The sequence below is a fragment of the Zymobacter sp. IVIA_12111.31 C1 genome (assembly GCF_047495495.1).
Taxonomy (GTDB): Bacteria; Pseudomonadota; Gammaproteobacteria; order Pseudomonadales; family Halomonadaceae; genus Zymobacter.
Genome location: NZ_CP179930.1, coordinates 2,475,342 through 2,497,863 on the forward strand (window position 1 = coordinate 2,475,342; position 22,522 = coordinate 2,497,863).

A 22,522-nucleotide genomic window follows, 5' to 3' on the forward strand; every position below is an offset into this window, starting at 1 on the left:
CTATATGCGCAATGCGTCCACGCGATTTCAGCACTGATCAGTGGAAGACGTGGCGTGCAACGTCACGATAGTGGCCCGCAAAATGCACGGTCATTCCTTCTCGGAGATAATCGGGCAGTTCGTCGAAGTCGCGCTGGTTCGCTTTGGGCAGTATCAATTCGTGTATATCGCTGCGACGTGCGGCAATGACCTTTTCACGAATGCCACCAACAGGCAGGACATGTCCGGTCAGGGTCAACTCGCCGGTCATCGCCAGCGGGCGAATCCCTTTCCCTTTAGCCAGCGACAGTAGTGCCGTCGCCATAGTGACGCCAGCTGATGGACCATCCTTCGGTGTGGCACCTTCGGGCACATGCAAATGCACGAACGCTTCATCGAACCATTCACGGGGTACGTCGTAGGTGTCGAGGTTGGACATGACATAGCTGTAGGCGATGTTGGCCGATTCCTGCATAACTTCCCCTAGCTGCCCTGTCAGCTTGAAGCCGCGAGTCAGCGTGTGAATGCGTGCTGCTTCGATAGGCAGTGTCGCGCCGCCCATTGAGGTCCATGCGAGTCCGGTAACAACACCCACGCCGTTCAGCACTTTCTCCTTGCGGAAGAACGGTGCTCCAAGGAACTCCTCAAGGTTGTTGACGGACACCTTGACCACTTCGTCGTCACTTTCCAGCAGTTTAACGGCGGCCTTCCGTACAATGCGGTGCAGCTGTTTTTCCAACTGGCGAACGCCTGACTCACGCGCGTAGCCTTCGATAACCTGTCGCAGGGCGGCATCGGTCAGGTTGATGCGTTTCTTCGGAATCCGGTCGCGCTCCAGCAGCTTCGGCCACAGGTGGTGGCGTGCAATCCGCATCTTCTCTTCTGCGATGTAGCCGGACAGGCGAATGGTTTCCATCCTGTCGTACAGCGGTGCAGGGATCGTATCGAGCTGGTTGGCCGTGCAGACAAACAGCACTTTGGAAAGATCGAGCCTCACGTCCAGATAGTGATCCATGAACTCGCTGTTCTGTTCTGGATCAAGCACTTCGAGCAATGCCGAAGCAGGGTCACCCTGATAGGAGCTGCCGATCTTGTCGACTTCATCCAGCATGATGACGGGGTTTTCCACGTCAACATCTTTCAGCGCCTGTACCAGTTTGCCCGGCAGTGCACCCACATAGGTACGACGATGCCCTTTGATTTCGGCTTCGTCTCGCATTCCCCCTACGGAGAAGCGGTAGAACTTACGACCCAGTGCGTCAGCGATCGAGCGGCCGATAGAGGTTTTCCCTACCCCGGGAGGCCCTACCAACAATAGGATTGAGCCACCGACCGTACCTTTGAAGGCACCTTCCGCGAGGAACTCGATAATGCGTTCCTTGACGTCGGTCAGACCATCATGATCGCGGTCAAGAATGGTGCGTGCGCGCCCGAGGTCGAGCTGGTCATCAGAGGTAATCCCCCACGGCAACGCCGTCAGCCAGTCCAGATAGTTGCGGGTCGTGCCGTATTCCGGCGACCCGGTTTCCAGCATAGACAGCTTGTGAAGTTCGTCGTCGATGCGCTTCTGCGCCGCTTCGGGCACGACCTTGCCCTCTAGGCGACTGCGGAACGTATCGACATCGTTCTCACGATCGCCTTTGGATATGCCCAGCTCTTTCTGAATGACCTTGAGCTGCTCACGCAGGAAGAACTCACGCTGGCGTTCTTCCATCTGTTCATTGACTTGATGGGCGATCTCGTTCTGCAGCTTGGCAACGTCCAGTTCCTTGCGCAGTAGCGGCAGCACGACCTGCATACGCTCAAGCACGGGCAGCGTTTCGAGCGCTCGTTGCAGCTCCTCACCTTTTGCGGAAGTGATGGCCGCCGCGAAGTCGGTCATTGGCCCTGGTTCGTTAGGGCTAAAGCGGTTGAGGTAGTGCTTCAGCTCCTCACCGTAGAGCGGGTTGATCGGCAACAGCTCCTTGATGCCATTAATGATCGCCATCGCATAGGCTCGGGTTTCGTCAGCATCGCGCTCGACCTCTTCGCGCGGGTAGGTGACTTCGACCTCGAACGGCGGCGTATGCGTGATCCAACGCTTGATGCGGAAGCGGCGCAAGCCCTGTGCAATGAACTGGATCTGATTGCCTTCGGCTTCTGAACGGTGCACGCGTACCGTCGTACCGATCATCGGGAACTCGTCGTCGGTAGGAACCTTGCCGTCCCCTTCCCCCACGAAGGCAAGACCAACGCAGTGGTGGGCCGTTTCTGCCACCTTCTGCATGGTGTCCTGCCAGCGCTCGCGGTTAATGATCAGCGGCTGTACTTGGGCAGGGAAAAACGGCCGATTGTTGATCGGCAGCAGGTACAGGCGTTCCGGCAGCAGATCACGCGCGGGCGCCATCACATGACTCTGCCCCGCGGCCGTTGCGTCACGCGCGGCGTGCTCGGCCGCTTCGTCTGCGGCATGTCTACGGATATCGTCATCCGTCGAATAATCATGTTCACTCATGAGTATTGGTCCTCGGTGCGTCATACTCCCGCCGTACAGCAAGAGTCGCCCCACCCTCAAGGCAGGTATTGGTTAATGCAATAAGGGCGACGGCACGGTTTATCAAGGTACCCTTCATCTCACCAAGGGTAGTGCGGGTAGCCACTGATGACAGCACCTCCAACGCAACGCCTTATTTCCTAACAAAAAAAGCCTCAGTGCATTCACTGAGGCTTTTTAAATACGGCGTGCATCGTTAACACACTAGAACAGGAGTGTGCCGTTGGCGATCAGATGGCCTTTGCAGATTTTGAACGTCACGTCATCACCTGCTTTGAGGTTGTACAGTCCCGCATAGGCGACGAGACCGGCGATGATAACGGGCGTCTTTCTCATATATACATCCTGCTTATTCAAGATAAATGAAAGTGTATTGCCCACAACCAAGCGCTATGGGCAATTCACGGGGCAGCGGCGGACCCTGTATCGTTATATTTTTCTGCAAGTAACGTCGGGGATCCGCCCACCCGCAATAAGATGAGCCAGATCTTGGCTTAGCTGATGGACTACTGTACTTGCTCGCCGTTGACCGAGAGTTTACCGGCCTGGAAGTCAATCTCGACGGGCGTGTCAGCGTTGACGCTATCTAGACCTCGCATCAAGGCTTCGCTTACCAGTTCGTCCGACAAGCCAGTGATCGTGACGTGCGCCTTAACACTTTTCTCGCTCAGGTCGTCCAAACTTTGAAGTGTATCGCCCAGTACGGACAGCTCACCCGTCGCGGTCATGGGGCGCGGGAAGTTGTGCGCAGCAAAGTACCATTCGTTGAGTACGATACGCGGCGAGCTTTTCAGCAGCGTCAATACCTGCTGCTTGATGTCATCTAACTGTGCCTGTGACGGCTCATTGCGCGCATGCCCCCACACCTGCAGTACGCTAATCGCCGTATCGATGATGGGCTGGTCGATCGTGATGCGCTGAGAAAAATCAGCATGCTCTATGCCGCTACCGTTTATGTCGCTGGCTTTCAGATCGAAGTGCGTTACGGGAGCGGAAAGATCACGGACGATATCCATCGTCACACTTTTCAACGAGCTTTCAGCGGCAGTGTCTTCATCATCGTTGCCCTTAAGCAGCATGTCATGAAGCTCAAAGTGAATGTCGGGCAGGCGCGTTCCGAGCGTCTTCAACGCGGCGACTTGATCTTCTTGCGGCATGGATTTCAGTGTTCGGCTCAGATCCATCAGGTGACCATAGGTGTCGATATCACTGAAGGCAGAGATACGCAGGGGACCCATTGAGAACGGGCTGTCTTCGGACTGGAATTCCATACCGGCAATATTCAGTGCCGCAGAGGCGCCTTTGTCATCGACACGGGCCTGGAAGTTCAGGTCAGACATATAGCTAGGTTCGTCGGTGACAAAGGATTTTGGCAGCATGAACTTGCCGGGAATATCGAAGCGCGCGTAGCTGCCGCGATGGTATTTGTCATAAGTGGTATGCGAAACGCCACTGACCGATTCAATGCCGTAGGGTTTCAATACGTCTTCGCCATTGATGCGGAAGGACAGCACCGTACTGGTATCCGTTGACGCGCTGTTACGCTGATAGAGAATCGGCATCTCGATATCTACACGCGCCTTGGGGCCATGTGCCTTCACGCTCAGCAGAATATTCTGTTCCTTGCCGTCACCATGACCATCCGCCCCTTCGGGGGTCTGCTCATTCATGCCTTTGGCAATCAGCGCTCGCAGCGTGTCTGTTGTGCCCTGATCGAAACCCGACGTCAATTCAGCGCGCAGAAAGGCGCTGAATTCCGACTCGGGCTTCGCGTCGTCCACACGGCCTCTTATGCCCGTCTGCACAAAACTACCCTGCGAACTGAAACTCTTGATGTGCCCTTCAACATCAAAGCCGCCGTTTTTCTTGATGGGCGGCAGGCTCTGCCAGCGCGGATCGTTGAGCATGAGCTTGCCGTCGATGTCCGTGCTGAAGATGCCGTGATGGAACGTCAGCTGTGCGTCACCCAGCGTCCACGGCTGAGTAGGATTAGCGGCCGACAGGTGCACCGTCGAGCGAAATAGCCCGCGGTCTTCTTGGAGAGAAAGGTAGTCAACGCCCGAGCTTCGATTGGCCTCATCAACCCACCGATGCAGTACTGACATCGCTTTGTTGCCGCTGATGTAAAGTCCGCCCAAATAGGCACCACCCAAGATGCCTAACCCTACTACGCCCGCGATGATCGGTGTCTTCTTCACGATGTCATCCTGCTGAATGAAGGAAATGAAATAGAGGCCATGTTATCGCCGGTATGTCTCTGCTCATAAGAGAGAAACCAGCATGTATCGGCCGTTGAGCACGTCATGGGCTGGCGTGCCTGCATTGTTATAGGAAATTAACGTTATAGGAAATTAACACGCGCTTGAAACGACACTGGCTACCTGCTCGGCAAATGCCATGCAGATAGCCAGTCATGAGGCATCCAGTCAGGATGCCCTATCTACCACGAAGGATCAGAACAGTGTATTGCCGTTGACCGCAACGCTGCCTTTGTCGACAGTGATTACGACCGGCTGGCCATCCTTGATGCCAGGTACGCCGTACGCCTGAGCCATCTCACCAGCGCCGTCAGGCAGACCTTTGACGGTGAACTTGGCGACAACAGCCGTCAGGTTGAAGTCATCAATGGACTTAACCACGCTGCCATCAATGCTGGCTTCACCGGTGGCAGAAAGCGCGATGTTTTTGTGATCGAACATGCGCAGTTCTTCGAGCACGACACGCGGAGAGGTCTGTGCCAGCGCTACCAGGTCTTGCTGCATGTTGGCATCGTCGCCGTTGGACAGTTTCATCGTGGTGTCGATGATGCGCTGATCCAGTGCCATCTTCAGAGTGATGTTGCCTTTGACGCCACTGTTGCCGATGCCGTCGATGCTACCGGCAACGCGCGTCACGGACGCCGCTTTGTCACGCGTGATATCAAAGACGAAGTGCTCGGCACCCGTTTCCGGCATGCTCATGGAAACGCGGTTCTTCAGGTCTTGCATGTCGGCATGGATGTCAGGCAGGTGTGCTGTGGCGATCTTTTCCAGTGCCAGACGATTCTCATCGGAATGATCGTGTGCGTAAGCACTGCCCGCTTGAACCAGCTGCTCGGACCACTCTGCATCATACGTGAAGGAGATGGCGGAGCTGCCGAAGTTGCTGAAGGACGCCATGCCTTCAGACGTTTCGACTTTGTCAGCGGTCATGTGCGCGACCAGCGTGCCGTCGCTGTTACGTTCGAGTTTCAGCGCAGGGTTGTAGATCTTGGCACGGCTGCCGTCTTCATCTTCGCTGGTCAGCTGGCCCGGCAGCGTCAGTGCAACACTGCTGCCACGGAAATCATCTTCCTTGAGGCTGCTGTTCTTCAGGTGCATGGCCAGCGTGGCCTTGTCGATATCGTTGCTCAGCGCTTGCAGGGCATTCTTACCATCCTTCCGGATGCGAACGTCATCGGATTCGATATCCGTGCTGAACAGACCGTGGTGTACGGTCAGCGGCGCAGAAATCGAAGAGGCCTGATCGGAAACGATCAGCTTGGCCGTAGAGGTGAAAAGACCACGCTGCTCATCCTGAATTTCAGCATGGTTACTCTGACCCGCATTGATCTTATCGACCTGTGCGTGCAGGAAATCCATGGTCTTGTTGCTGACGTAGTGCATCGCCCCCAGATAGCCACCGCCGATGACGGCTAGGCCTACGATAGCAATGATAATGGGCGTTTTTTTGGACGAGCGATTAGGTGTCTTTTCCACGAAGAAATCCTGCTTGTTGAATGAAATTTCAGTACGGTCCGGTACGCCAACGTTACCGCTACCGGCCATTTCTTTGAACGTCTAACTCACGCAGCGCCAAGAGGCAACACGGCATGCCACCTCGGGCAACTACGGGTCAGAATACAGTCTGACGGTTGATGTGCAGATGCCCATCTTCCTGTCTGATCATGACGGGCTGGCCGATCGTAATGTCGTCCAGTCCATTAGCACGAGCATCCTTGACGGCATCGCTGGACACACCCTCGAGCATCATGTCGACATCGACATTATGGGCGCTGAAATCAGACAGTGCCGTCATGCCCTTGCCGTTGACGCGAAGCGTGCCGGATACAGTTATCGGTGCAACCCCTTCAGCCGTTGCATGCAAATCCTTCACTACCAGCGCGGGTGAGGACTGCATCAGCGACAGCAATAGCGATGAAAGTTGTTCGGGGTCCTGACCGTGAGCCATGGCCTGCAGCGTGTCGGCAACCGAGTGATCCAGCGCCATATCCCACGCAATATCACGCCGAGAGGTGCCACGCCCGAACCGCGACAGCGTTCCCGTAATCTGCATAGCCGCCTGACGGGTACGACCAGGAATAACATCCATAGAAAAAAGGTCGGCCGAATACTCGTGAGAACGCAAGGACGACTGCATCTTCAGGTCTTTCATCTCCACATGAAGATCAGGCACGACAGACAACAGTTCATTGTACAGCGCGCTCTTTTTCTCAGGCATACCACTATGGATATAGTTAAGTCCGGCCTGCACGATGCGCTCGGCCTGCGGGGCGTCATACGTCAGCGATAGCGTTGCAGGGCCACTGCTGTAAAAGCGACCACCGGTTTCTCGCTTGTTGTACGAGGAAAACTCGCCGCTCACGACCAGTCGACCTTCATCGGTATAAAAGGCGGAAAGCATAGGGGCTGAAAGATGGCGATCGGAAACATTCGTGAGAAGGCTGATGCAACTGCCTTTGAGGTCTCCGCGAGTGATGGCCTTGTTCGGCAGCATCAATATCAACGAAGAACCGCCTATTCCCTTATCGAGCGACAACAGCGGCCGGGAGCCCGTTTTTACCGCCACGATGTTGGTGGAAAACAGTCCGTGAGAAATAAAGAGGGTGGCGTTCAGCGGCTCGCTACCGTCCTCGGGCGTTGCCACTAACTGCATGTTCGAGTTAAAGCGCCCCCGATCTTCGTGAGTCACTTCGATATGAAAATGGTACTGGGTGCTCAGCGTTTCGATCTGCTGATGCACACTCGCTAGCGTCTTGTTGCTGAGATAGGACATGGCCGCGAAATAGCTCACGCCGCCGATTACCCCCAAGCCAAGAATGCACCCCGCAATAATATCCTTTGCCTGCATGTTCACCCTGCTGATCTAAATCAAATAAAGATACCGTGCATCGGGAGAGCCGCCATCGCGTGCTTCGATAATATCCCGCTGCTGTTCAACCATTCTCATACGCGGTCGATTGCGGTGATCATGACGAAAAATAAAGCAATCATCAATGATGAATGACGCATCAAATACGATAAATAGACGGTGAGGAAAGAAATACAGACGACCCTCGGAAAAGGAAGGCCGCCAGAGGCAGGAAGGCGATAAAAACTGAACCCTTTTGGAGAAGACCTAGAAGTGCTGCCAGCCCTGTGCGTGCAGCGGCTGACCCTGCACGGTTTCGAAGGTGCCTAGTGCGGCGGTACGACCAATGACCCGCAACGTGTGTGCGGCGCCCTGCAAGGCTTGCTGCGCCAAGGGAACATCGCGCTCGGGCAACGTCAGCAATAGGGCATAGTCATCGCCGCCGTGCAGTGCCATCGACTGTGCCTGTTCCAGACCATAGGTTTCGACAAGGCTCGGATGTAACGGCAGTGCCGCCAGATCGAGCACAGCCCCTACGCCTGAGGCGCGACAGAGGTGCATCAGATCGGCCAATAGGCCGTCGGAGACGTCCATCCCCGCAGTCGCATATCCGGCCAGTGCATAACCTTCTGCCAAAAGGGGGTGTGGATAAAGATAAGCGCTCAGTAGCGGCGTGAGTGTCCGCTCGCCTTGCTGCCACGCCCGCAGACCGCCAGCTCCGCCACCCAGGGTACCGACGATGGCAATGCAATCGCCCTCACGAGCCCCGTCTCGACGGATGACGCGCGCCGGCTCAACTTCACCATGCACGGTGACCGACAGGGACAATTGCCCTCGCGTCGTATCCCCCCCAACCAAGGTAACGCCGCAGTGCGCCGCCAGCTCGTGCATGCCTTGCGCCAGCGTCTTCACCCAAGGTTCATCAACATCGGGTAACGTCAGCGCGAGCAGATACCAGCGCGCACGCGCGCCCATCGCAGCCAAGTCAGACAGGCTGACCGCTAGCGCACGATGACCAATGGCATGAGGGGGAGCATCGGAAGGGAAATGAACGTCAGCGACCGAGGTATCGACGCTAATGGCCAGCTGGTGACCGGGAGTGGGCGATAGCAGCGTAGCGTCATCGCCGGGGCCTAGTACGACCCCAGTCGAGGCGCTGCCGATATCGGCATAACCATCCTGCCGCCGAGCGCGGCAGGATGATGGCGCGGCCAGATACCGCTTGATCAGGTCAAATTCACCTGCCATGGCGGCAAGCACTCAACGGCGGTTGGCGACTTCGACGCTGCGCAGCTTGGCTGCCAGCTTGTCGAGAATGCTGTTGATGTACTTGTGACTGTCTTCAGCCCCGAAGGATTTGGTCAGTTCGACCGCTTCGTTGATGACAGCGCGGTACGGTACTTCAGGACGACGCATAAGTTCGAACGTGCCCAGACGCAGAATGGCGCGTTCAACGACGTCCAGTTCTTCCAGCTTGCGATCCAGCAGCGGTTCGAACGTTTTATCAAGCGTTGCTGCTTCAGCGGCAACGCCGTGCAGCAGCGAGTGGAACATGGCCAGATCGGCCTTGCCCATGACCATAACCCAGTTTTCGTGCTCGGGCATGTCGTCATCAGCTGTCTGCGAGCGGAACTCCGCCTCTACCGCCGAAATCGGGCGAGGGTTGATCTGCCACTGATACAGGCCTTGCACGACCAGTTCGCGCGCGGCGTGACGGGAGATCTGTGCCTTAGACGGCTTGCGTTCGGATTTACTGCTCACTCGGCGTGCTCCATCATTTCAATACCCATGTCCAGCTGACGCAGCAGGGACACCATTTCCATCGCCGCCATAGCGGCTTCTGTACCTTTGTTGCCCGCTTTCGTGCCGGAGCGTTCGATCGCCTGGTCAATCGTATTGACCGTCAGGACACCGTTGGCGATCGGGGTGTCGAATTCGAGCTGCAGCGTGTTGAGCGCGCTGTTGCACTGGCCCGCAATGTGTTCGAAGTGCGGCGTACCACCGCGAATGACGGCACCGAGTGCGATCACGGCGTCGGCCATGCCGGCCTTGAGGACACGCTTGACCGCCAGCGGCAGTTCCCACGCACCCGGGACATGAATCAACGTAATGTTGGCTTCGTCAACGCCGTGACGTACCAGGCTATCGACAGCGCCTTCGACCAGAGTGTCGACGACGTGATGGTTGAAACGGCCGATCACGATGGCATAGCGCGCATCGACGTCGATGAACTGGCCTTCCACTTGGGCAATGGGGTTCATGGTGTTTTCGTCCTACTTGCGCAGGCAGTTCCTGCGCCACTGAAAGCCTGACGGCACGGGGCCATCAGGCAGGTTCGAAGATGGTCATGCCATGATAAATGACATGAATGGCGGTCATTCTACCGTCTGATCGCCTTCAGGGGTATCACTGCTGAGCTGTTCGACCACTTCCAGCCCGAATCCGGACAGCGCCGAGAAGCGCCACGGCGAACTGAGCAGGCGCATTTTGCCGACGTTCAATGCGCGCAGCACCTGCGATCCTGTACCGATCGTCAAGTAGTTGCCCGCACCATCGGAAGCCTTATCACGCGGCACGCGGCGGCGGCCCATGAAGATATCGAAGCGGGTGGACAGATCAGGGTTGGTGCAGGCTTCATCCAGCAGCACGAAGACACCGTGTTCGGCTTCGGCGACAGCACGCAGCGCTTCAAGTCCTGACCAGCGGGAGCCGTCCGGCGAGCGCAGTCCCAGAACATCACGCAGCGTGTCCTGTACGTGTACGCGCACGGTCGTCACGGCGTCAGGAGACGGCGTGCCCTTGACCAGCGCCATGTGATGCACGCCCATGACTTCATCACGGAAAATGTGCAGCGCCATCGGGCCGTACAACGTTTCGACGGTTTCGACACGCTCTTCGACCACAGTGCGCTCATGCAGAATGCGGTAGTGGATCAGATCAGAGATGGTGCCGATCTTGAGGCCGTGCTCTTCGGCGAAGCGTTCTAGATCAGGCCGGCGAGCCATGGTGCCATCGTCGTTCATGATCTCGCAGATCGCAGCAGCAGGTTCGAAACCGGCCATCACCGCAAGGTCGCAGGCCGCTTCGGTATGCCCCGCGCGGCGCAGTACACCGCCTTCTTCCGCAATCAGCGGGAAGATATGCCCCGGCTGAACGATATCGCTCGCACGTGCACCGCGAGCGGAAGCCACTTGAATGGTACGCGCGCGATCGGCCGCAGAGATCCCCGTCGTGACGCCAGTGGCAGCCTCAATGGACACGGTGAACTTGGTACCGAACCCAGAGCCGTTTTCCTTCACCATCAGGTCGAGGCCGAGTTCGCTGCTGCGCGCCTTCGACAGCGGCAGGCAGATCAGCCCGCGCGCATGGCGAGCCATGAAATTGATGTGCTCGGACTGCACGCATTCGCCGGCGATGATGATATCGCCTTCATTCTCGCGGTCTTCGTCATCCATCAGGATGACCATTCGCCCTTGTGCAATATCTGCGACCAGTTCTTCGATGGTGGCCAATGGCATATGTCTTCTCCATGAATCCAGAGGAAAGGCCGCAGCCCTTCCTGAAATACGGTCGCTATGCGGCTAGCGCTGCGGTGGCGGATTGCCTTGCCCTGCGGGCACGGCCGTGACCATCCAGTCGTTGCCAATGGCACGCATCCGTTCGATGCGCAGCGAGTACTTTTCACACATATCATGCAGTGGTAGCGCCATGAGTGGCCGAGCCTCGCTGCCCAACAGCACCGGCGCGATAAACAACACCAGCTCATCGATCAGCCCGGCCTGCCACCAGCTACCAGCCAGCGTAGCACCCGCTTCGAGCAGCACATCGTTACACTGACGTTCGTCGGCCAGCTGTACCAACAATGCTGCCGGGTCAACCAAGGCCTGAGTGCTAGGCTGCTGCCAAACAGTTGCGCCCTGCGCTTCGAGCGCGGCAATGCGCACCCGATCGGTAGAGCACGTCACGATAATCGTTTCGCCGCCGCCTTGGAGGATGCGCGCAGTGGACGGCATTCTCAGATGGGTATCCATCACAACACGCAGCGGTGGCTGTGCCGCCCGCTCGATGTCGGGCGCGAGGCCTGCTTCATCGCTGCGCACGGTCAGGCGACTATCGTCCTGTAGCACACTACCGATGCCGGTCACGATCGCGCCGCTAGCGGCACGCAGGCGCTGTACTTCACTGCGAGCAGCAGGCCCTGTGATCCACTGCGACTCGCCGTTGGCCATTGCCGTACGGCCATCCAGACTCATCGCCAGCTTGAGCGTAACCCGCGGACGACCATCCCGCATGCGCTGTACGAACCCTGCGTTGAGCTGCTGAGCCTCGGGCTCACAGACACCTACGCGAACGTCAATGCCCGCCTCGCGGCAGCGGTTCAGCCCTCGCCCTGCCACCAGCGGATTAGGATCGGCCATCGCGACGACCAGTCGCGAGATTCCGGCTCGGATCAGTGCATCGGCACACGGGCCTGTGCGGCCATGATGCGAGCACGGTTCCAGCGTGACATAGGCCGTCGCGCCTGCGGCTTGATCGCCTGCGGCCGTCAGGGCATGAATTTCAGCATGTGGGCCGCCGGCACGAATATGGAAACCTTCACCGACGCACTGGCCGTTCTTGACCAGCACACAGCCAACCCGCGGATTAGGCATCGTACTGTAGTAGCCGCGCCGCGCCAGCTCCAGCGCACGCTGCATCCAGCGGACATCATGATCGTCATTCATCATGGGAAGGCTCGGCCAAGGGGTCGTCATCATGCAGACGATCGACTTCTGCGCGGAATTCGTCGATATCTTGGAAGCGACGATACACCGATGCAAAGCGGATATAAGCCACCTGATCGAGTTGGCGCAACTGGCTCATAACCTCATCGCCGATCTCTCGGGCATTGATCTCGCGCTCGCCCCGCGCGCGAAGGCGCTGGCGGATCTGTTCGATGGCCGTTTCGATCGACTCGACGCTGACGGGACGCTTCTCAAGCGCCCTTGTCATACCGGCACGCAGCTTGGCAGGATCGAAGCTCTCGCGGGTGCCGTTGGACTTGATGACTCTCGGCATGACCAGTTCGGCCGTCTCGTACGTCGTAAAGCGCTCATGACACGTCAAGCACTGGCGGCGTCGGCGAACCTGATCGCCCTCCGCCACCAGACGAGAGTCACTGACCTTGGTTTCATGCGCACCGCAGAAGGGACAATGCATGGCAACTTACCTGGGTTCATCATCGTGTTCATCCAGCGTCGAGCCAGATGAAATCTGAAAGGGTGATAGCACATTCTAACGGTTTCACCGGCGAGCGGATATGCTTCCGAAGCATGACGCTCGCTTCGCTTGCACGTTACGGCTGAATGGCCTGTCTTATCGCCACCCACCACTGCCCCATGGGTAAGGAGTCCCTCATGATGGATGATCTGTTCGAAGATCAGACGCCTTGGTTGCCGGAACGCCAGGCACTGGGGCCGGGATCGGTGCTGCTACGCCAGCAACTGAACGCTCAGGCCGACCAGTTGATGCGTGAGATCACGGCGCTGACCGCAGAATATCCACTTCAGCACATGGTGACACGCGGCGGCCACGCCATGTCCGTCGCCACGGCAAGCTGCGGGCACTATGGTTGGGTCAGCGATGCGGTACACGGCTATCGCTATGCCACCACCGATCCGGCGACAGGTTTGCCATGGTCGCCTATCCCCGCTCATTGGCTGACGTTGGCTCGCGCCCTTGCCGAGGAAGCGGGCTACCCCGGGTTCATTCCCGATTCGGCGCTGATCAACCGCTATGCCGCAGGTGCACGCATGGGCCTGCACCAAGATCGCGATGAAGCCACTCTCGATTGGCCAATCGTCTCGCTGTCGCTGGGCTTGCCTGCCCGCTTCATGTTCGGCGGCCCGACGCGGCAGTCGCCCGTCGTCGATGTACCGCTGCTACACGGTGATGTAGTGGTATGGGGCGGCACTGACCGACTACGCTTTCATGGCATACGGCCATTGAAGGACGGTCATCATTCGCTGACGGGACCTTATCGCTATAACCTGACCTTCCGCCGCGTACAGCCCTGACTTCGATCTGGCTTCAATATAGCCTACAATATCACTCAAGTAACAACACAGACTGCGCCTCGTCAGGCGTGCGCACTGTTCGAGGAGAACGATATGGACATTATTTCCTGGCTGGCAACCGGCATGATCGTCGGTCTGATCATGGGGGCGATCACCCCTAGAGCACTCAACGTCGGTTTTCTGGGCAGCATGGGCATGGGGGCACTGGGCGCGGTAGTACTGTGCTTTCTGGCCTCTATCGTGGGCCTGTTCCCCGAGCAGCAGTTCAGCTGGATGGGCGTCTTGATCGCCGTGATCGGTGCCGTCGGTGGTCACATCGTCATGATGCTGTTCCGCAAGCTGTCAAAGGTCTAGAACGGCCCCCGAACGCCAGCGCCCCGCCTCGGTAACCCGAGCGCGGGGCGCTGTTGCATACGGCAGGGACTCACCGAGAGCGGCTAGCGAGCAAACCGGTGCGGCAGCGCCGCACGATAGACGCGGAAACGACCATTGCCGGTCACGTCTTCCACTTGCGAGAACTGATCTTCCAGTGCGCTTCTATAAGGCAGGAAGCTGTTCGCCACGATGAACACGACCCCATGGCGGTACAGGTGATCCGGTGCTTGATCGAACAGCGTCAACGCTGGGCCGATATCGACATCGCGCGCCTGATGGAACGGCGGGTTGCTGATAAGGGTGTCGAAACGCCCTTCAACACTGCCCAGCATGTCGCTGCCCAGTACCGTTGCCGTCACACCGTTGAGCGCCAGCGTACGACGCGTGGCTTCCAGCGCGAAATGACTGACGTCGACTGCGGTGACCTCCAGCCCTTTTTTCGCCAGCACGGCACTGATGATGCCGCCACCACAGCCTACATCCAGCACACTGCCACGCAGCTTATCGGGCAGCGCCCCCAGCAGCATGGCCGTCCCTTCATCCAGTTTGCCGTGCCCGAAGACACCGGGGTGCGATGCCAACGGCATGCCCAGTGCCTCGAACTGCATCCAGCCATCGTCCTGTTGAGGACGTGCCACGACGCGAGTAGCAAAAAGTGCGCAACGGCGAGCGTTGTCTTCCTTCGCCGCCATCATGTCCATCGCCTGCAGCAGCTTGCTGACACGCTTGATGCCCCCTTGCTGCTCGCCCACCAGCGCGAGCCGGTGACCGTCGGGCAGTACCGCACACAGCGTATCCAGCCACCACTGCCCCAGCGCCACACTCTTGGGCCAGAACAGCAACACACCTGCGTAATCGGCGATATCCGCCGGTACGTCCAGGCCTTCGTGAACGCGCACCCCCAGCTGGCGATAACGTTCGGCATGACCAACGTCGGTGGTCCAAATGGCAACGCCACTACCCGCCAGCGCCGGTTCAAAGGGGGGATCTATCCAGAGGTGATCGGCGCACGCCAGTGTGTCATGGCGTCCCAACAGCTGACACATCGGGGATGAAAAGCTCATCACGGTATCCTTGCATAAATATGAGAAGTGGCCGTTGCATTCACTAAAGCACGGTCTTGATGACAGCGCGATGACGCTCGGCCATGAACGTTCAGGACGCAGGGCGCCGCACGATATAGTGAAGATAGCGTCCCAGCCGCCAGAACGGCTCGACGCGGGCATAGCGGCGCTCAAGATCGAAAAGCTGCTCAAGGGTCTGCTCGTCAGGATGACGTTCGCGTAGATAGTCATGGAACACGCGGATGCCGGTCACGCTGACGACCTCTAAACCTTCCGCCGCCAACGCCTCGACGATGCGATCATGACTCAGCGGGGAAATCGGGGTCAGACGTTGGCGAGTACCTCGCCCTGCCAGCTCGCCCTTCTGGACGCGCGCCAGATTGCCCTTCACCACGTTCGACATGATCAGTCCGTCGCGGTTATAAGCCATCAGCGACAGATAGCCCCCAGGGGCCAGTAGCTGCCCCAGTATCGGGAACGCTGCATAAGGGTCAGCCATCCACTCCAGCACGGCGTGGCAGAAGATGCGCGGCCACGGCCCACCCACGGTAGCGAACGCATGCTGCAGGTCGCACTGATAGGCCGCCTGTTCGCGCCCAGCCAAACGCTGCCGCGCCCGTTCAAGCATTTCGACAGAGGGCTCGATCATCGTGACCGGATACCCCTCATCGACCGCCCATTCCGCCATATGTCCCAGCCCTGCGCCGATATCCAGCAGCGGTGCACGTGCCTGCGGCCACTCGTCACTGAGCCCTTCCTGCAACAGCGACAGCCGAAGCTGCCCGCGCGATGCGCCGTACATGCTGCGTTCAAACTTGTCGGCCATGCCATCGAAATGGCGGTCGTGGCGGTGAAGCGTCATGGCGGTCTGCCTGATAGGGAATGGAGGGAAGACGTATCAAAGGGCGAGATTCTAGCGGTTGCGCCGCGCACGCACCAGCCACCCCTTTACCCTCCTCCCCTGAAATGCCTATAATGCGTGGCTCGATTACACGCCCCTATAGCTCAGCTGGATAGAGCGTTCCCCTCCTAAGGGAAAGGTCTCAGGTTCAAATCCTGATGGGGGCACCAGCCTCTTTCCCCGCCTCTCGCTTTTACTTTTCACGCGTCGCCCCACCTTGCACAGCACTGCTCACCAGGCACCCCGGCATTCGGTGGCACCCACTTGAGCCCAAAGATGCGGCTCATCTTCAACGCTTCCTTATATCGCCTTTACTTATATCGTTGCTCGCTTTTCATTCCGTCGTCCACACACCCAGTGTTCGTCTCGATTTCACTGAGCACAGCTCCCTCTCGGCATACGCCATATGCTTGAGTATTTCAGTTCTTCATTGCAAAATGAATGAACGATCATTCATGCCTTAAATGTACTCCACTATGCGGTGGAGATGGAATCGCTCTCGGCGTTCGTGTCACTGTTCGGAGAAATACGATGAAAGCGCTTGTAGCAACAACGCTTGGCCCCTCACCTGTGCTCGATATCGAAGAGCGCCCCATTCCTCAGGCGAAAAAAGGCTATACGCTGGTACGCATGTTCGCTGCAACGGTGAATCCGCTATCGCACCAGATCAGAACGGGCATGCTGCCGATATCCACACCGCCCATCGTGCTGAGCAATGACGGATCGGGCATCGTGGCCAAGAGCGATCGGTTCGCTGAAGGAACGAAGGTCGCCATCTACGGTGGCGGACAGCTGGGCATCACTGAAGATGGCCTTCAACAACAATGGGTACTGGTTGAAGATAAGCGACTGATCGAACTTCCGCCCGACTACAGTCTAGAGTTGGCAGCAGCATTGCCTATCAACTATGTCACCGCCTATCAGGCCATGGCACGAGTCGGCAACGTGCAGAAGGGCAATACGGTTGCCATTACAGGAGCAACCGGGTCCGTCGGCCACGCCCTGATTCAGATAGCGAAGGCCCTAGGAGCAAAGCCCATCGCCATCGTGTCCTCCACGGTCAAAGCCGAGCACGCCCGCAATGCTGGTGCAGCGCACGTCGTCGATCTTTCCTTGCAGGATCTGAAACAGGCCGTATTGGACGCTACTGATGGTCAAGGGGCTGACATTGCGTTCGATCAGGTTGGCGGTGATCTGCTGGGCTCGCTGATGGGGGTTGTTCGCCCACGCGGCACAGTCGTCAGCATTGGCTTCGTTGCCGGCGTGGAAGGAAAGATCGACCTTCCTGACGTGGTCATCCAAGAAAAAAGGCTGCTTGGCTATGACGCTTGGATGGAAACCGATGCGACGGTAGCGACGGCCTTGAATGTAATCCGGACACTGGCCGGCTGCGGTCAGATAGAGCCTTGCATCGACAGCCTTTATCCTCTTGAACAGTTCGATGAGGCCTACAAAAGGCTGACATCACGTCAAGCCAAAGGCACCATTCTGCTCAAGCTTGATGACGTCTGAGCAAGCATGTTGCACCGATCGTGAGGACCGTGATCTCAGATAAAGACTAAAGGCACAGCACTGTGCCTTTAGTCTCCGTGACACCATTCATTTCTGCGTTATCACTTCCGCCAAGATCAAGGAAACGCGCTCAGCCAAGGCATCCTGTCATCACATACCTTACCGATAGCAGTGTTCGCTTGCGGGGAAGGTGTTCTGCTTGACCGCTTCGACATAACGGGCAAAGGCCGAGGCAATATCAGGCGCGCCGTCCATGAAGTCGCGGACAAACTTGGGCACATGCCCAGTCATCGACACGCCCAGCATGTCATGCATCACCAGCACCTGACCATCCGTTGCTGGGCCAGCACCGATCCCGATAACCGGCACACCGACCGCGGCCGTGATCGCTTCGCCCAGCGGTGCCGGTACACCTTCGACCAGCACCATCGCCGCTCCTGCCGCTTCAAGCTGACGTGCCGTCTCTACCAGCTGCTGTGCCTGTTCAACCGAGCGTCCCTGCACCTTGAAGCCCCCCATGACGTTGATGAACTGCGGCGTCAGTCCAATATGCGCGCATACCGGTACCCCGTTTCGCGCCAGTTCGGTGATCATTCCGCACAGAGACGCATCGCCTTCCAGCTTGACCATATGGGCTCCGGCCTGCATCACTTGGGCGGCACTGCGCAGGGCCTGCTCCCGCGAGCTGTAGCTCATAAACGGCAGGTCGGTGACGATGAAGCTGCCGCGGTTACCCCGTTTCACACTGGCGGTGTGGTAGGCCATATCATCGACGGTGACGGGCAGCGTGCTGTCATGCCCTTGCAGCACCATGCCCAGTGTGTCGCCGATCAGCAGCATGTCGACTCCCGCTTGGCTGGCAACGGCAGCAAACGTGGCATCGTAACAGGTCAACATGGCGATCTTTTCGCCTTGGCGCTTCATCTCATTCAGCGTGGATAACGTTGTCATATTCTCGTCTCGATTAGAGGAAGAGGTCGATCAGCAACAGTGTCCCTATCGCCATCATCGCGATACCAGAGCACTGGCTCACACGCCGAGCGGCCTGAGGCCGTGCCGACAGCAGCGACTGCGCGCCGACGCCCACTAGCATATACACCACGATGGCACTGCCAATCGACAGCATTCCCAGCACGACCATTTGCAGTGCTGCCGGCCATGCCAGCGCAGAGTCGACAAATTTAGGCAGTAAGGCCAGATACAGCAGGAAAACCTTGGGATTCAATCCGCTCACAGCGATACCGTTGAGCAGCCAGTGCCCCGAATGCTGCGCCGTGGCACCGTCATCGGCCTTGGGAACGCTCGGGTGGCGCAGGGTCATGATACCGATCCAGAGCAGATAGAGCGCGCCGAGACAGGTTAGTGCCAGCTGGGCCAAGGGATAGCGCGCCAGCAGCACACCGATGCCGGCCGCCACAAGCAGCACGGCCAGCAGGTGCCCCAGCAGCAACCCCGCGACCGCTGGCGCGACGTGACGACGCCCCTTGAGCCCCGCCGCGATGGCATAGGCCCAGTCAACGCCGGGGGTAATGACGAACAGGATGGATACCGTCCAGAATGCTGCCAATTGCTGTGCGTTCATAACTGCGCAGGCCCTGTTAGTGATAGCAAAGACTGCCAGCACATCAGCGCGACATCGAGGCCGATGCCCGATAAAATCCGTCTTTTGGCAGATAGTGCTTCGCTGGCAGCGTAGGGAGTAAGAATATCGCTGCATCACCAGAAAGTGCTTCCAATGCGCGGGACACACACGGGCTATCGAGGGAAATTTTTCCAAATGGACAGAATGGATTACCGCATCCTGACCGAACTGCAGCAGGATGGTCGCCTATCGCTGACAGAGCTGGCCGAACGCGTAGGGCTGAGCACCTCGCCCTGCCACCGCCGCGTGCGAGCGCTGGAGAAGGCCGGTGTAATCACGGGCTATCGCGCCCAGATAGATGCCAGTCAGCTAGGGTACGAGTTTGCGGCGATCGTGTTCGTCACCATGCGCGAAGGCGATCATCAGGCCGTCACGCGCTTCGAGCAGGCCGTAGCGGACATTCCTCACGTGCTTTCGGCACAGCGCCTGTTTGGCGATCCCGACTACATGCTGCATGTCGTGACGCGTGACCTTCCCGCCTTCCAAAAGCTCTATGATGAACGCCTGTCGGCTATGCCTGGGGTGCATCGACTGACCTCAACGCTGGTCATGAAGACGCTCGTGCCGGAGCGAGGGCTGCCCCTGCCCTCCTAACGGCTGAGATGCCGACAGAACGTCGGCATTGAGACTACAAAAGTAAACACCGGACCCGCCTATTTCTGCACGCAGCGTCTCTTGCACTATTCTTTCACCAACACCCGACCTCCCGCGTCTGTTGAACCGCTCCCGAGGGTACGGCTTCGCTGCGGCTTGCCTATAGCTGCAAAGTCCCCAAAGGAAGGGTTGCGGTGAGCGCCCGTCTTTCCGATGCTTGGACTCAAGGAATGAAACACGCTCATGGATGAGCCTCTGTATTCCGCCGCAGCATGACATCGTTTCCACAGGCTGCTGCACACCATGTCCACCATCAGGAGGACACAATGGTTCATAAGACAGAGATCCACGCGCAATCCCAATCGCTTCCGGGTCAGGAAGCCTTGATGACTCCCCCCGCCATCTTCATTCGCAACGACTACCTTGGCAGCCGCAAGCTGCAGGATAAAGTGGCCTTGATCAGTGGTGCCGACAGTGGCATCGGCCGATCGGTCGCACTGCATTTCGCTCGCGAGGGCGCCGACATCGTTGCGCTGTACCTTAACGAACATGACGATGCACGAGAGACACGCCGTCTGGTCGAAGCCGAAGGGCGTCGTTGCCTGCTGATCGACGGTGATCTGGGCGACCCCGAGTTCTGCCGCGACGCCGTAGCAAAGACCATCGCCAACTTCGGCAAGCTCAACGTGCTTGTTAACAATGCGGGAACCCAACGGGTACAGAAATGTCTGACGGACATCTCCGATGAACAGTGGCGGACGACATTCCGTACCAACATCGACAGCATGTTCTACCTGACTAAGGCCGCGCTGCCCTATCTCAAGGAAGACGACGCCATCATCAACACGGCGTCCATCAACGCCTATGTCGGTCCTGCACTGCTGTTGGACTATAGTGCTACCAAGGGTGCCATCATCAGCTTCACACGATCGCTGTCCAATCAGGTGGTCGGCAAAGGCATCCGCGTCAACGCGGTAGCGCCGGGACCAGTATGGACACCGCTGCAGCCGGCCACGCTGGGGGCCTATGATCCCCAGCTGCTGGAAGACTTCGGTAGCGACACCCCGATGGGACGCGCGGCACAGCCGTGGGAAATCGGGCCCTGCTACGTCTTTTTGGCGTCGCTGGACGCGTCGTTCATCAGCGGTCAGACGCTACACCCCAACGGGGGGACCGTCATCAACGGCTGACACGCCGCCTACGGCGCAAACGATCAGAGGCCGGGGCAGGAAGGCCCCGACAGTCTCCTCGGCAGGTGAAAGGCCACGGACGGTCTTCCACCTGCCGCTCTCGTTTAGGGATACGGCTACCGTCGAGACAGTGAGGCGCAGGAGCGAGATTCCCGCGTCATTCATTCCACTCAGCGCATAGCGCATTGCGGTCTTTGCCTAGGAGAGCGCACTCATGGCAATTGCATCATCGCTGCCGGTCGGCAGCTGGCTTTCCCGTCAGGAACATCATGACTGGCTTGTGCAGGAAGGGCGACGTCTCGTCGAGTTCTACCGAGCGGCCCGCCATCCATCGGGCGGCTTCGGCGCTCTGAACAATGATGGAGTGCTGCCGGCGGGGGCGATTCCCGACACGGTACTGACGGCTCGGATGGTTCACTGTTTTTCGCTAGCCGCCATGCAGGGCATCCCAGGCACCGCAGACCTCGCCAAGGAAGGCATCGACGCGCTGCTTTCGCTCTTTCACGATGATATCCACGGCGGCTGGTTTAGCGTACCGGCGGCGATGGTGCAGGATGCTAGCGGCGAACCACCCGACAGCGACACCGCCAAGATGGCATACCTGCACGTTTTCGTCTGTCTGGCCGCGGCAACCGCCCACATGGCCCACATTCCCAATGCCGATCGCTTGCTGGCAAACGCTCTGGAAATACTGGAAACGCATTTCTGGTGCGATCGCCAGAACGCGCTTATCGACGGATTCTCGCGTGACTGGCAGCACCAAGAAGCCTATCGCGGCGCCAACAGCAACATGCATGCGACAGAGCTGTTCCTAGCGCTTGCCGACGTACTGGACGAACCGCTGTGGCGCCAGCGTGCGCTAGCCATCGTAACCCGTATCATTCACAACGGTGCCGCTCAGCGCGATGGTTATCTGCTCGAACACTTCGATGCCCACTGGCAAGCCGAGCCCGACTATAACCGCGATCATCCTTGCGATCAGTTCCGCCCGTTCGGCGTTACCCCCGGGCATGCCTGCGAATGGTCGCGCCTGATGCTCGAACTGGAAGCCGCCCTGCATGCACACGATGAACCCGTGCCCGAGTGGCTGTTTCACGATGCAGAGCAGCTCTTTGCCGCAGGTATCCAGCGAGGTTGGCACGTCGATGATGCTCCGGGGCTTATCTACACCCATGATCTGGACGGTAGCCCGGTGATACGCCAACGCATTCACTGGACCGTGGCCGAAGCGGCCTCCGCTGCCAGTGCCTTTCTGAAGCGCACGGGCGATGAACGCTATGAATCGCTGTACCGATCACTGTGGGACTACATCGCACGCTATGTGATCGACCGACAGCACGGCAGCTGGCGACACGAGCTTGACGCCGCCAATCGTCCCGACCATCGCATATGGGAAGGAAAACCCGATCTGTACCATGCACTACAGTGCACGCTAATTCCACGCTACCCGATGACGCCAGCGCTGGCCGTCGCCATCGCACGTGGGTAACCCATCGAACACACCATCAACGGCACTGTAAGTCTGCCAACCACACCGTCACATGATTGAGCCACCAATAGCCCACCG

At 58.3% G+C, this 22,522-nt stretch carries 21 protein-coding genes and 1 tRNA gene; 7 read left to right on the forward strand and 15 right to left on the reverse strand.

The genetic code is table 11. From position 1 onward, the window contains the following. Positions 1-37 precede the first annotated feature (37 nt). The 11 genes from lon to nrdR form a co-directional block, all read right to left on the reverse strand. The gene (gene lon / locus ACMHYW_RS11075; protein ID WP_414499955.1) at positions 38-2,473 is read right to left on the reverse strand and encodes an endopeptidase La; all 2,436 of its coding nucleotides are present in this window, start codon (positions 2,471-2,473) and stop codon (positions 38-40) included. A 243-nt stretch (positions 2,474-2,716) separates the two neighbouring features. Then, positions 2,717-2,848: a hypothetical protein gene (locus tag ACMHYW_RS11080; protein WP_414499956.1), complete on the reverse strand. Its 132-nt coding sequence runs from the start codon at positions 2,846-2,848 to the stop codon at positions 2,717-2,719. A gap of 170 nt (positions 2,849-3,018) precedes the next feature. Beyond that, positions 3,019-4,710: a DUF945 family protein gene (locus ACMHYW_RS11085; protein WP_414499957.1), complete on the reverse strand. Its 1,692-nt coding sequence runs from the start codon at positions 4,708-4,710 to the stop codon at positions 3,019-3,021. A gap of 255 nt (positions 4,711-4,965) precedes the next feature. Beyond that, positions 4,966-6,318: a DUF945 family protein gene (locus tag ACMHYW_RS11090; protein WP_414499958.1), complete on the reverse strand. Its 1,353-nt coding sequence runs from the start codon at positions 6,316-6,318 to the stop codon at positions 4,966-4,968. Between the two features lie 67 nt (positions 6,319-6,385). After that, complete coding sequence (locus ACMHYW_RS11095) at positions 6,386-7,621, reverse strand: hypothetical protein (protein ID WP_414499959.1); 1,236 nt, start codon at positions 7,619-7,621, stop codon at positions 6,386-6,388. 267 nt (positions 7,622-7,888) lie between these two features. Further along, positions 7,889-8,869, reverse strand: a complete 981-nt coding sequence (thiL, locus tag ACMHYW_RS11100; RefSeq protein WP_414499960.1) for a thiamine-phosphate kinase — start codon at positions 8,867-8,869, stop codon at positions 7,889-7,891. Between the two features lie 12 nt (positions 8,870-8,881). Continuing rightward, complete coding sequence (gene nusB, locus ACMHYW_RS11105) at positions 8,882-9,382, reverse strand: transcription antitermination factor NusB (protein WP_027706221.1); 501 nt, start codon at positions 9,380-9,382, stop codon at positions 8,882-8,884. Continuing rightward, positions 9,379-9,882, reverse strand: coding sequence for a 6,7-dimethyl-8-ribityllumazine synthase (ribE, locus tag ACMHYW_RS11110; RefSeq protein ID WP_027706220.1), 504 nt, complete (start codon positions 9,880-9,882; stop codon positions 9,379-9,381). The genes nusB and ribE overlap by 4 nt, the downstream gene beginning before the upstream one ends. 114 nt (positions 9,883-9,996) lie before the next feature. Beyond that, positions 9,997-11,139 carry a bifunctional 3,4-dihydroxy-2-butanone-4-phosphate synthase/GTP cyclohydrolase II gene (gene ribBA, locus ACMHYW_RS11115; protein WP_414499961.1) on the reverse strand — a complete coding sequence of 381 codons (1,143 nt, stop codon included), beginning with the start codon at positions 11,137-11,139 and terminating at the stop codon, positions 9,997-9,999. A 63-nt stretch (positions 11,140-11,202) separates the two neighbouring features. Further along, positions 11,203-12,348 (reverse strand): bifunctional diaminohydroxyphosphoribosylaminopyrimidine deaminase/5-amino-6-(5-phosphoribosylamino)uracil reductase RibD, encoded by a 1,146-nt coding sequence (gene ribD / locus ACMHYW_RS11120; RefSeq protein ID WP_414499962.1) that lies wholly within the window; start codon positions 12,346-12,348, stop codon positions 11,203-11,205. After that, complete coding sequence (nrdR, locus tag ACMHYW_RS11125; protein WP_414499963.1) at positions 12,338-12,820, reverse strand: transcriptional regulator NrdR; 483 nt, start codon at positions 12,818-12,820, stop codon at positions 12,338-12,340. Before nrdR ends, ribD begins: the two co-directional genes overlap by 11 nt. 197 nt (positions 12,821-13,017) lie before the next feature. On the opposite strand from nrdR, the gene alkB reads away from it, so the two are divergent. Further along, positions 13,018-13,677, forward strand: coding sequence for a DNA oxidative demethylase AlkB (alkB, locus tag ACMHYW_RS11130; RefSeq protein ID WP_414499964.1), 660 nt, complete (start codon positions 13,018-13,020; stop codon positions 13,675-13,677). Positions 13,678-13,770: 93 nt separating this feature from the next. Next, positions 13,771-14,031 (forward strand): GlsB/YeaQ/YmgE family stress response membrane protein, encoded by a 261-nt coding sequence (locus tag ACMHYW_RS11135; RefSeq protein WP_027706215.1) that lies wholly within the window; start codon positions 13,771-13,773, stop codon positions 14,029-14,031. A gap of 83 nt (positions 14,032-14,114) precedes the next feature. On the opposite strand, the gene ACMHYW_RS11140 is transcribed toward ACMHYW_RS11135, so the two are convergent. Continuing rightward, positions 14,115-15,116, reverse strand: a complete 1,002-nt coding sequence (locus ACMHYW_RS11140) for a methyltransferase (protein WP_414499965.1) — start codon at positions 15,114-15,116, stop codon at positions 14,115-14,117. 91 nt (positions 15,117-15,207) lie between these two features. Next, positions 15,208-15,978 (reverse strand): methyltransferase domain-containing protein, encoded by a 771-nt coding sequence (locus ACMHYW_RS11145; protein WP_414499966.1) that lies wholly within the window; start codon positions 15,976-15,978, stop codon positions 15,208-15,210. Positions 15,979-16,110: 132 nt separating this feature from the next. Between ACMHYW_RS11145 and ACMHYW_RS11150 the strand changes: the two genes are divergently transcribed. Both ACMHYW_RS11150 and ACMHYW_RS11155 read left to right on the forward strand, forming a co-directional pair. Beyond that, a tRNA-Arg gene (locus tag ACMHYW_RS11150) sits at positions 16,111-16,187 on the forward strand. A gap of 361 nt (positions 16,188-16,548) precedes the next feature. After that, the gene (locus tag ACMHYW_RS11155) at positions 16,549-17,529 is read left to right on the forward strand and encodes a quinone oxidoreductase family protein (protein ID WP_414499967.1); all 981 of its coding nucleotides are present in this window, start codon (positions 16,549-16,551) and stop codon (positions 17,527-17,529) included. Positions 17,530-17,688: 159 nt separating this feature from the next. Here ACMHYW_RS11155 and panB read toward each other — a convergent pair whose 3' ends face one another. Together panB and ACMHYW_RS11165 are read right to left on the reverse strand one after the other, a co-directional pair. After that, positions 17,689-18,480, reverse strand: coding sequence for a 3-methyl-2-oxobutanoate hydroxymethyltransferase (gene panB / locus ACMHYW_RS11160; RefSeq protein ID WP_414499968.1), 792 nt, complete (start codon positions 18,478-18,480; stop codon positions 17,689-17,691). A gap of 13 nt (positions 18,481-18,493) precedes the next feature. Then, entirely contained in the window at positions 18,494-19,111 is a 618-nt protein-coding gene (locus ACMHYW_RS11165) for a LysE family translocator (RefSeq protein WP_414499969.1), read from the reverse strand. A 195-nt stretch (positions 19,112-19,306) separates the two neighbouring features. Between ACMHYW_RS11165 and ACMHYW_RS11170 the strand changes: the two genes are divergently transcribed. The 3 genes from ACMHYW_RS11170 to ACMHYW_RS11180 all read left to right on the forward strand — a co-directional run bounded on the left by ACMHYW_RS11170 (position 19,307) and on the right by ACMHYW_RS11180 (position 22,444). Further along, positions 19,307-19,765 carry an Lrp/AsnC family transcriptional regulator gene (locus ACMHYW_RS11170; protein ID WP_414499970.1) on the forward strand — a complete coding sequence of 153 codons (459 nt, stop codon included), beginning with the start codon at positions 19,307-19,309 and terminating at the stop codon, positions 19,763-19,765. A 326-nt stretch (positions 19,766-20,091) separates the two neighbouring features. After that, on the forward strand, positions 20,092-20,955 hold the full coding sequence (locus ACMHYW_RS11175; RefSeq protein ID WP_414499971.1) for an SDR family oxidoreductase: 864 nt from the start codon (positions 20,092-20,094) through the stop codon (positions 20,953-20,955). A 214-nt stretch (positions 20,956-21,169) separates the two neighbouring features. After that, positions 21,170-22,444, forward strand: a complete 1,275-nt coding sequence (locus ACMHYW_RS11180) for an AGE family epimerase/isomerase (protein WP_414499972.1) — start codon at positions 21,170-21,172, stop codon at positions 22,442-22,444. Positions 22,445-22,522 lie beyond the last annotated feature (78 nt).

Excerpts from the sequence above, each read along its gene's own strand:
- lon (WP_414499955.1), bottom strand. The coding sequence starts at position 2,473 with ATGAGTGAACATGATTATTCGACGGATGACGATATCCGTAGACATGCC.
- ACMHYW_RS11080 (WP_414499956.1), bottom strand. The coding sequence starts at position 2,848 with ATGAGAAAGACGCCCGTTATCATCGCCGGTCTCGTCGCCTATGCGGGA.
- ACMHYW_RS11090 (WP_414499958.1), bottom strand. The coding sequence starts at position 6,318 with ATGGCCGGTAGCGGTAACGTTGGCGTACCGGACCGTACTGAAATTTCA.
- ACMHYW_RS11095 (WP_414499959.1), bottom strand. The coding sequence starts at position 7,621 with ATGCAGGCAAAGGATATTATTGCGGGGTGCATTCTTGGCTTGGGGGTA.
- thiL (WP_414499960.1), bottom strand. The coding sequence starts at position 8,869 with ATGGCAGGTGAATTTGACCTGATCAAGCGGTATCTGGCCGCGCCATCA.
- ribE (WP_027706220.1), bottom strand. The coding sequence starts at position 9,882 with ATGAACCCCATTGCCCAAGTGGAAGGCCAGTTCATCGACGTCGATGCG.
- ribBA (WP_414499961.1), bottom strand. The coding sequence starts at position 11,139 with ATGCCATTGGCCACCATCGAAGAACTGGTCGCAGATATTGCACAAGGG.
- ribD (WP_414499962.1), bottom strand. The coding sequence starts at position 12,348 with ATGATGAATGACGATCATGATGTCCGCTGGATGCAGCGTGCGCTGGAG.
- nrdR (WP_414499963.1), bottom strand. The coding sequence starts at position 12,820 with ATGCATTGTCCCTTCTGCGGTGCGCATGAAACCAAGGTCAGTGACTCT.
- alkB (WP_414499964.1), top strand. The coding sequence starts at position 13,018 with ATGATGGATGATCTGTTCGAAGATCAGACGCCTTGGTTGCCGGAACGC.
- ACMHYW_RS11135 (WP_027706215.1), top strand. The coding sequence starts at position 13,771 with ATGGACATTATTTCCTGGCTGGCAACCGGCATGATCGTCGGTCTGATC.
- ACMHYW_RS11140 (WP_414499965.1), bottom strand. The coding sequence starts at position 15,116 with ATGAGCTTTTCATCCCCGATGTGTCAGCTGTTGGGACGCCATGACACA.
- ACMHYW_RS11145 (WP_414499966.1), bottom strand. The coding sequence starts at position 15,978 with ATGACGCTTCACCGCCACGACCGCCATTTCGATGGCATGGCCGACAAG.
- ACMHYW_RS11155 (WP_414499967.1), top strand. The coding sequence starts at position 16,549 with ATGAAAGCGCTTGTAGCAACAACGCTTGGCCCCTCACCTGTGCTCGAT.
- panB (WP_414499968.1), bottom strand. The coding sequence starts at position 18,480 with ATGACAACGTTATCCACGCTGAATGAGATGAAGCGCCAAGGCGAAAAG.
- ACMHYW_RS11165 (WP_414499969.1), bottom strand. The coding sequence starts at position 19,111 with ATGAACGCACAGCAATTGGCAGCATTCTGGACGGTATCCATCCTGTTC.
- ACMHYW_RS11170 (WP_414499970.1), top strand. The coding sequence starts at position 19,307 with ATGGACAGAATGGATTACCGCATCCTGACCGAACTGCAGCAGGATGGT.
- ACMHYW_RS11175 (WP_414499971.1), top strand. The coding sequence starts at position 20,092 with ATGGTTCATAAGACAGAGATCCACGCGCAATCCCAATCGCTTCCGGGT.
- ACMHYW_RS11180 (WP_414499972.1), top strand. The coding sequence starts at position 21,170 with ATGGCAATTGCATCATCGCTGCCGGTCGGCAGCTGGCTTTCCCGTCAG.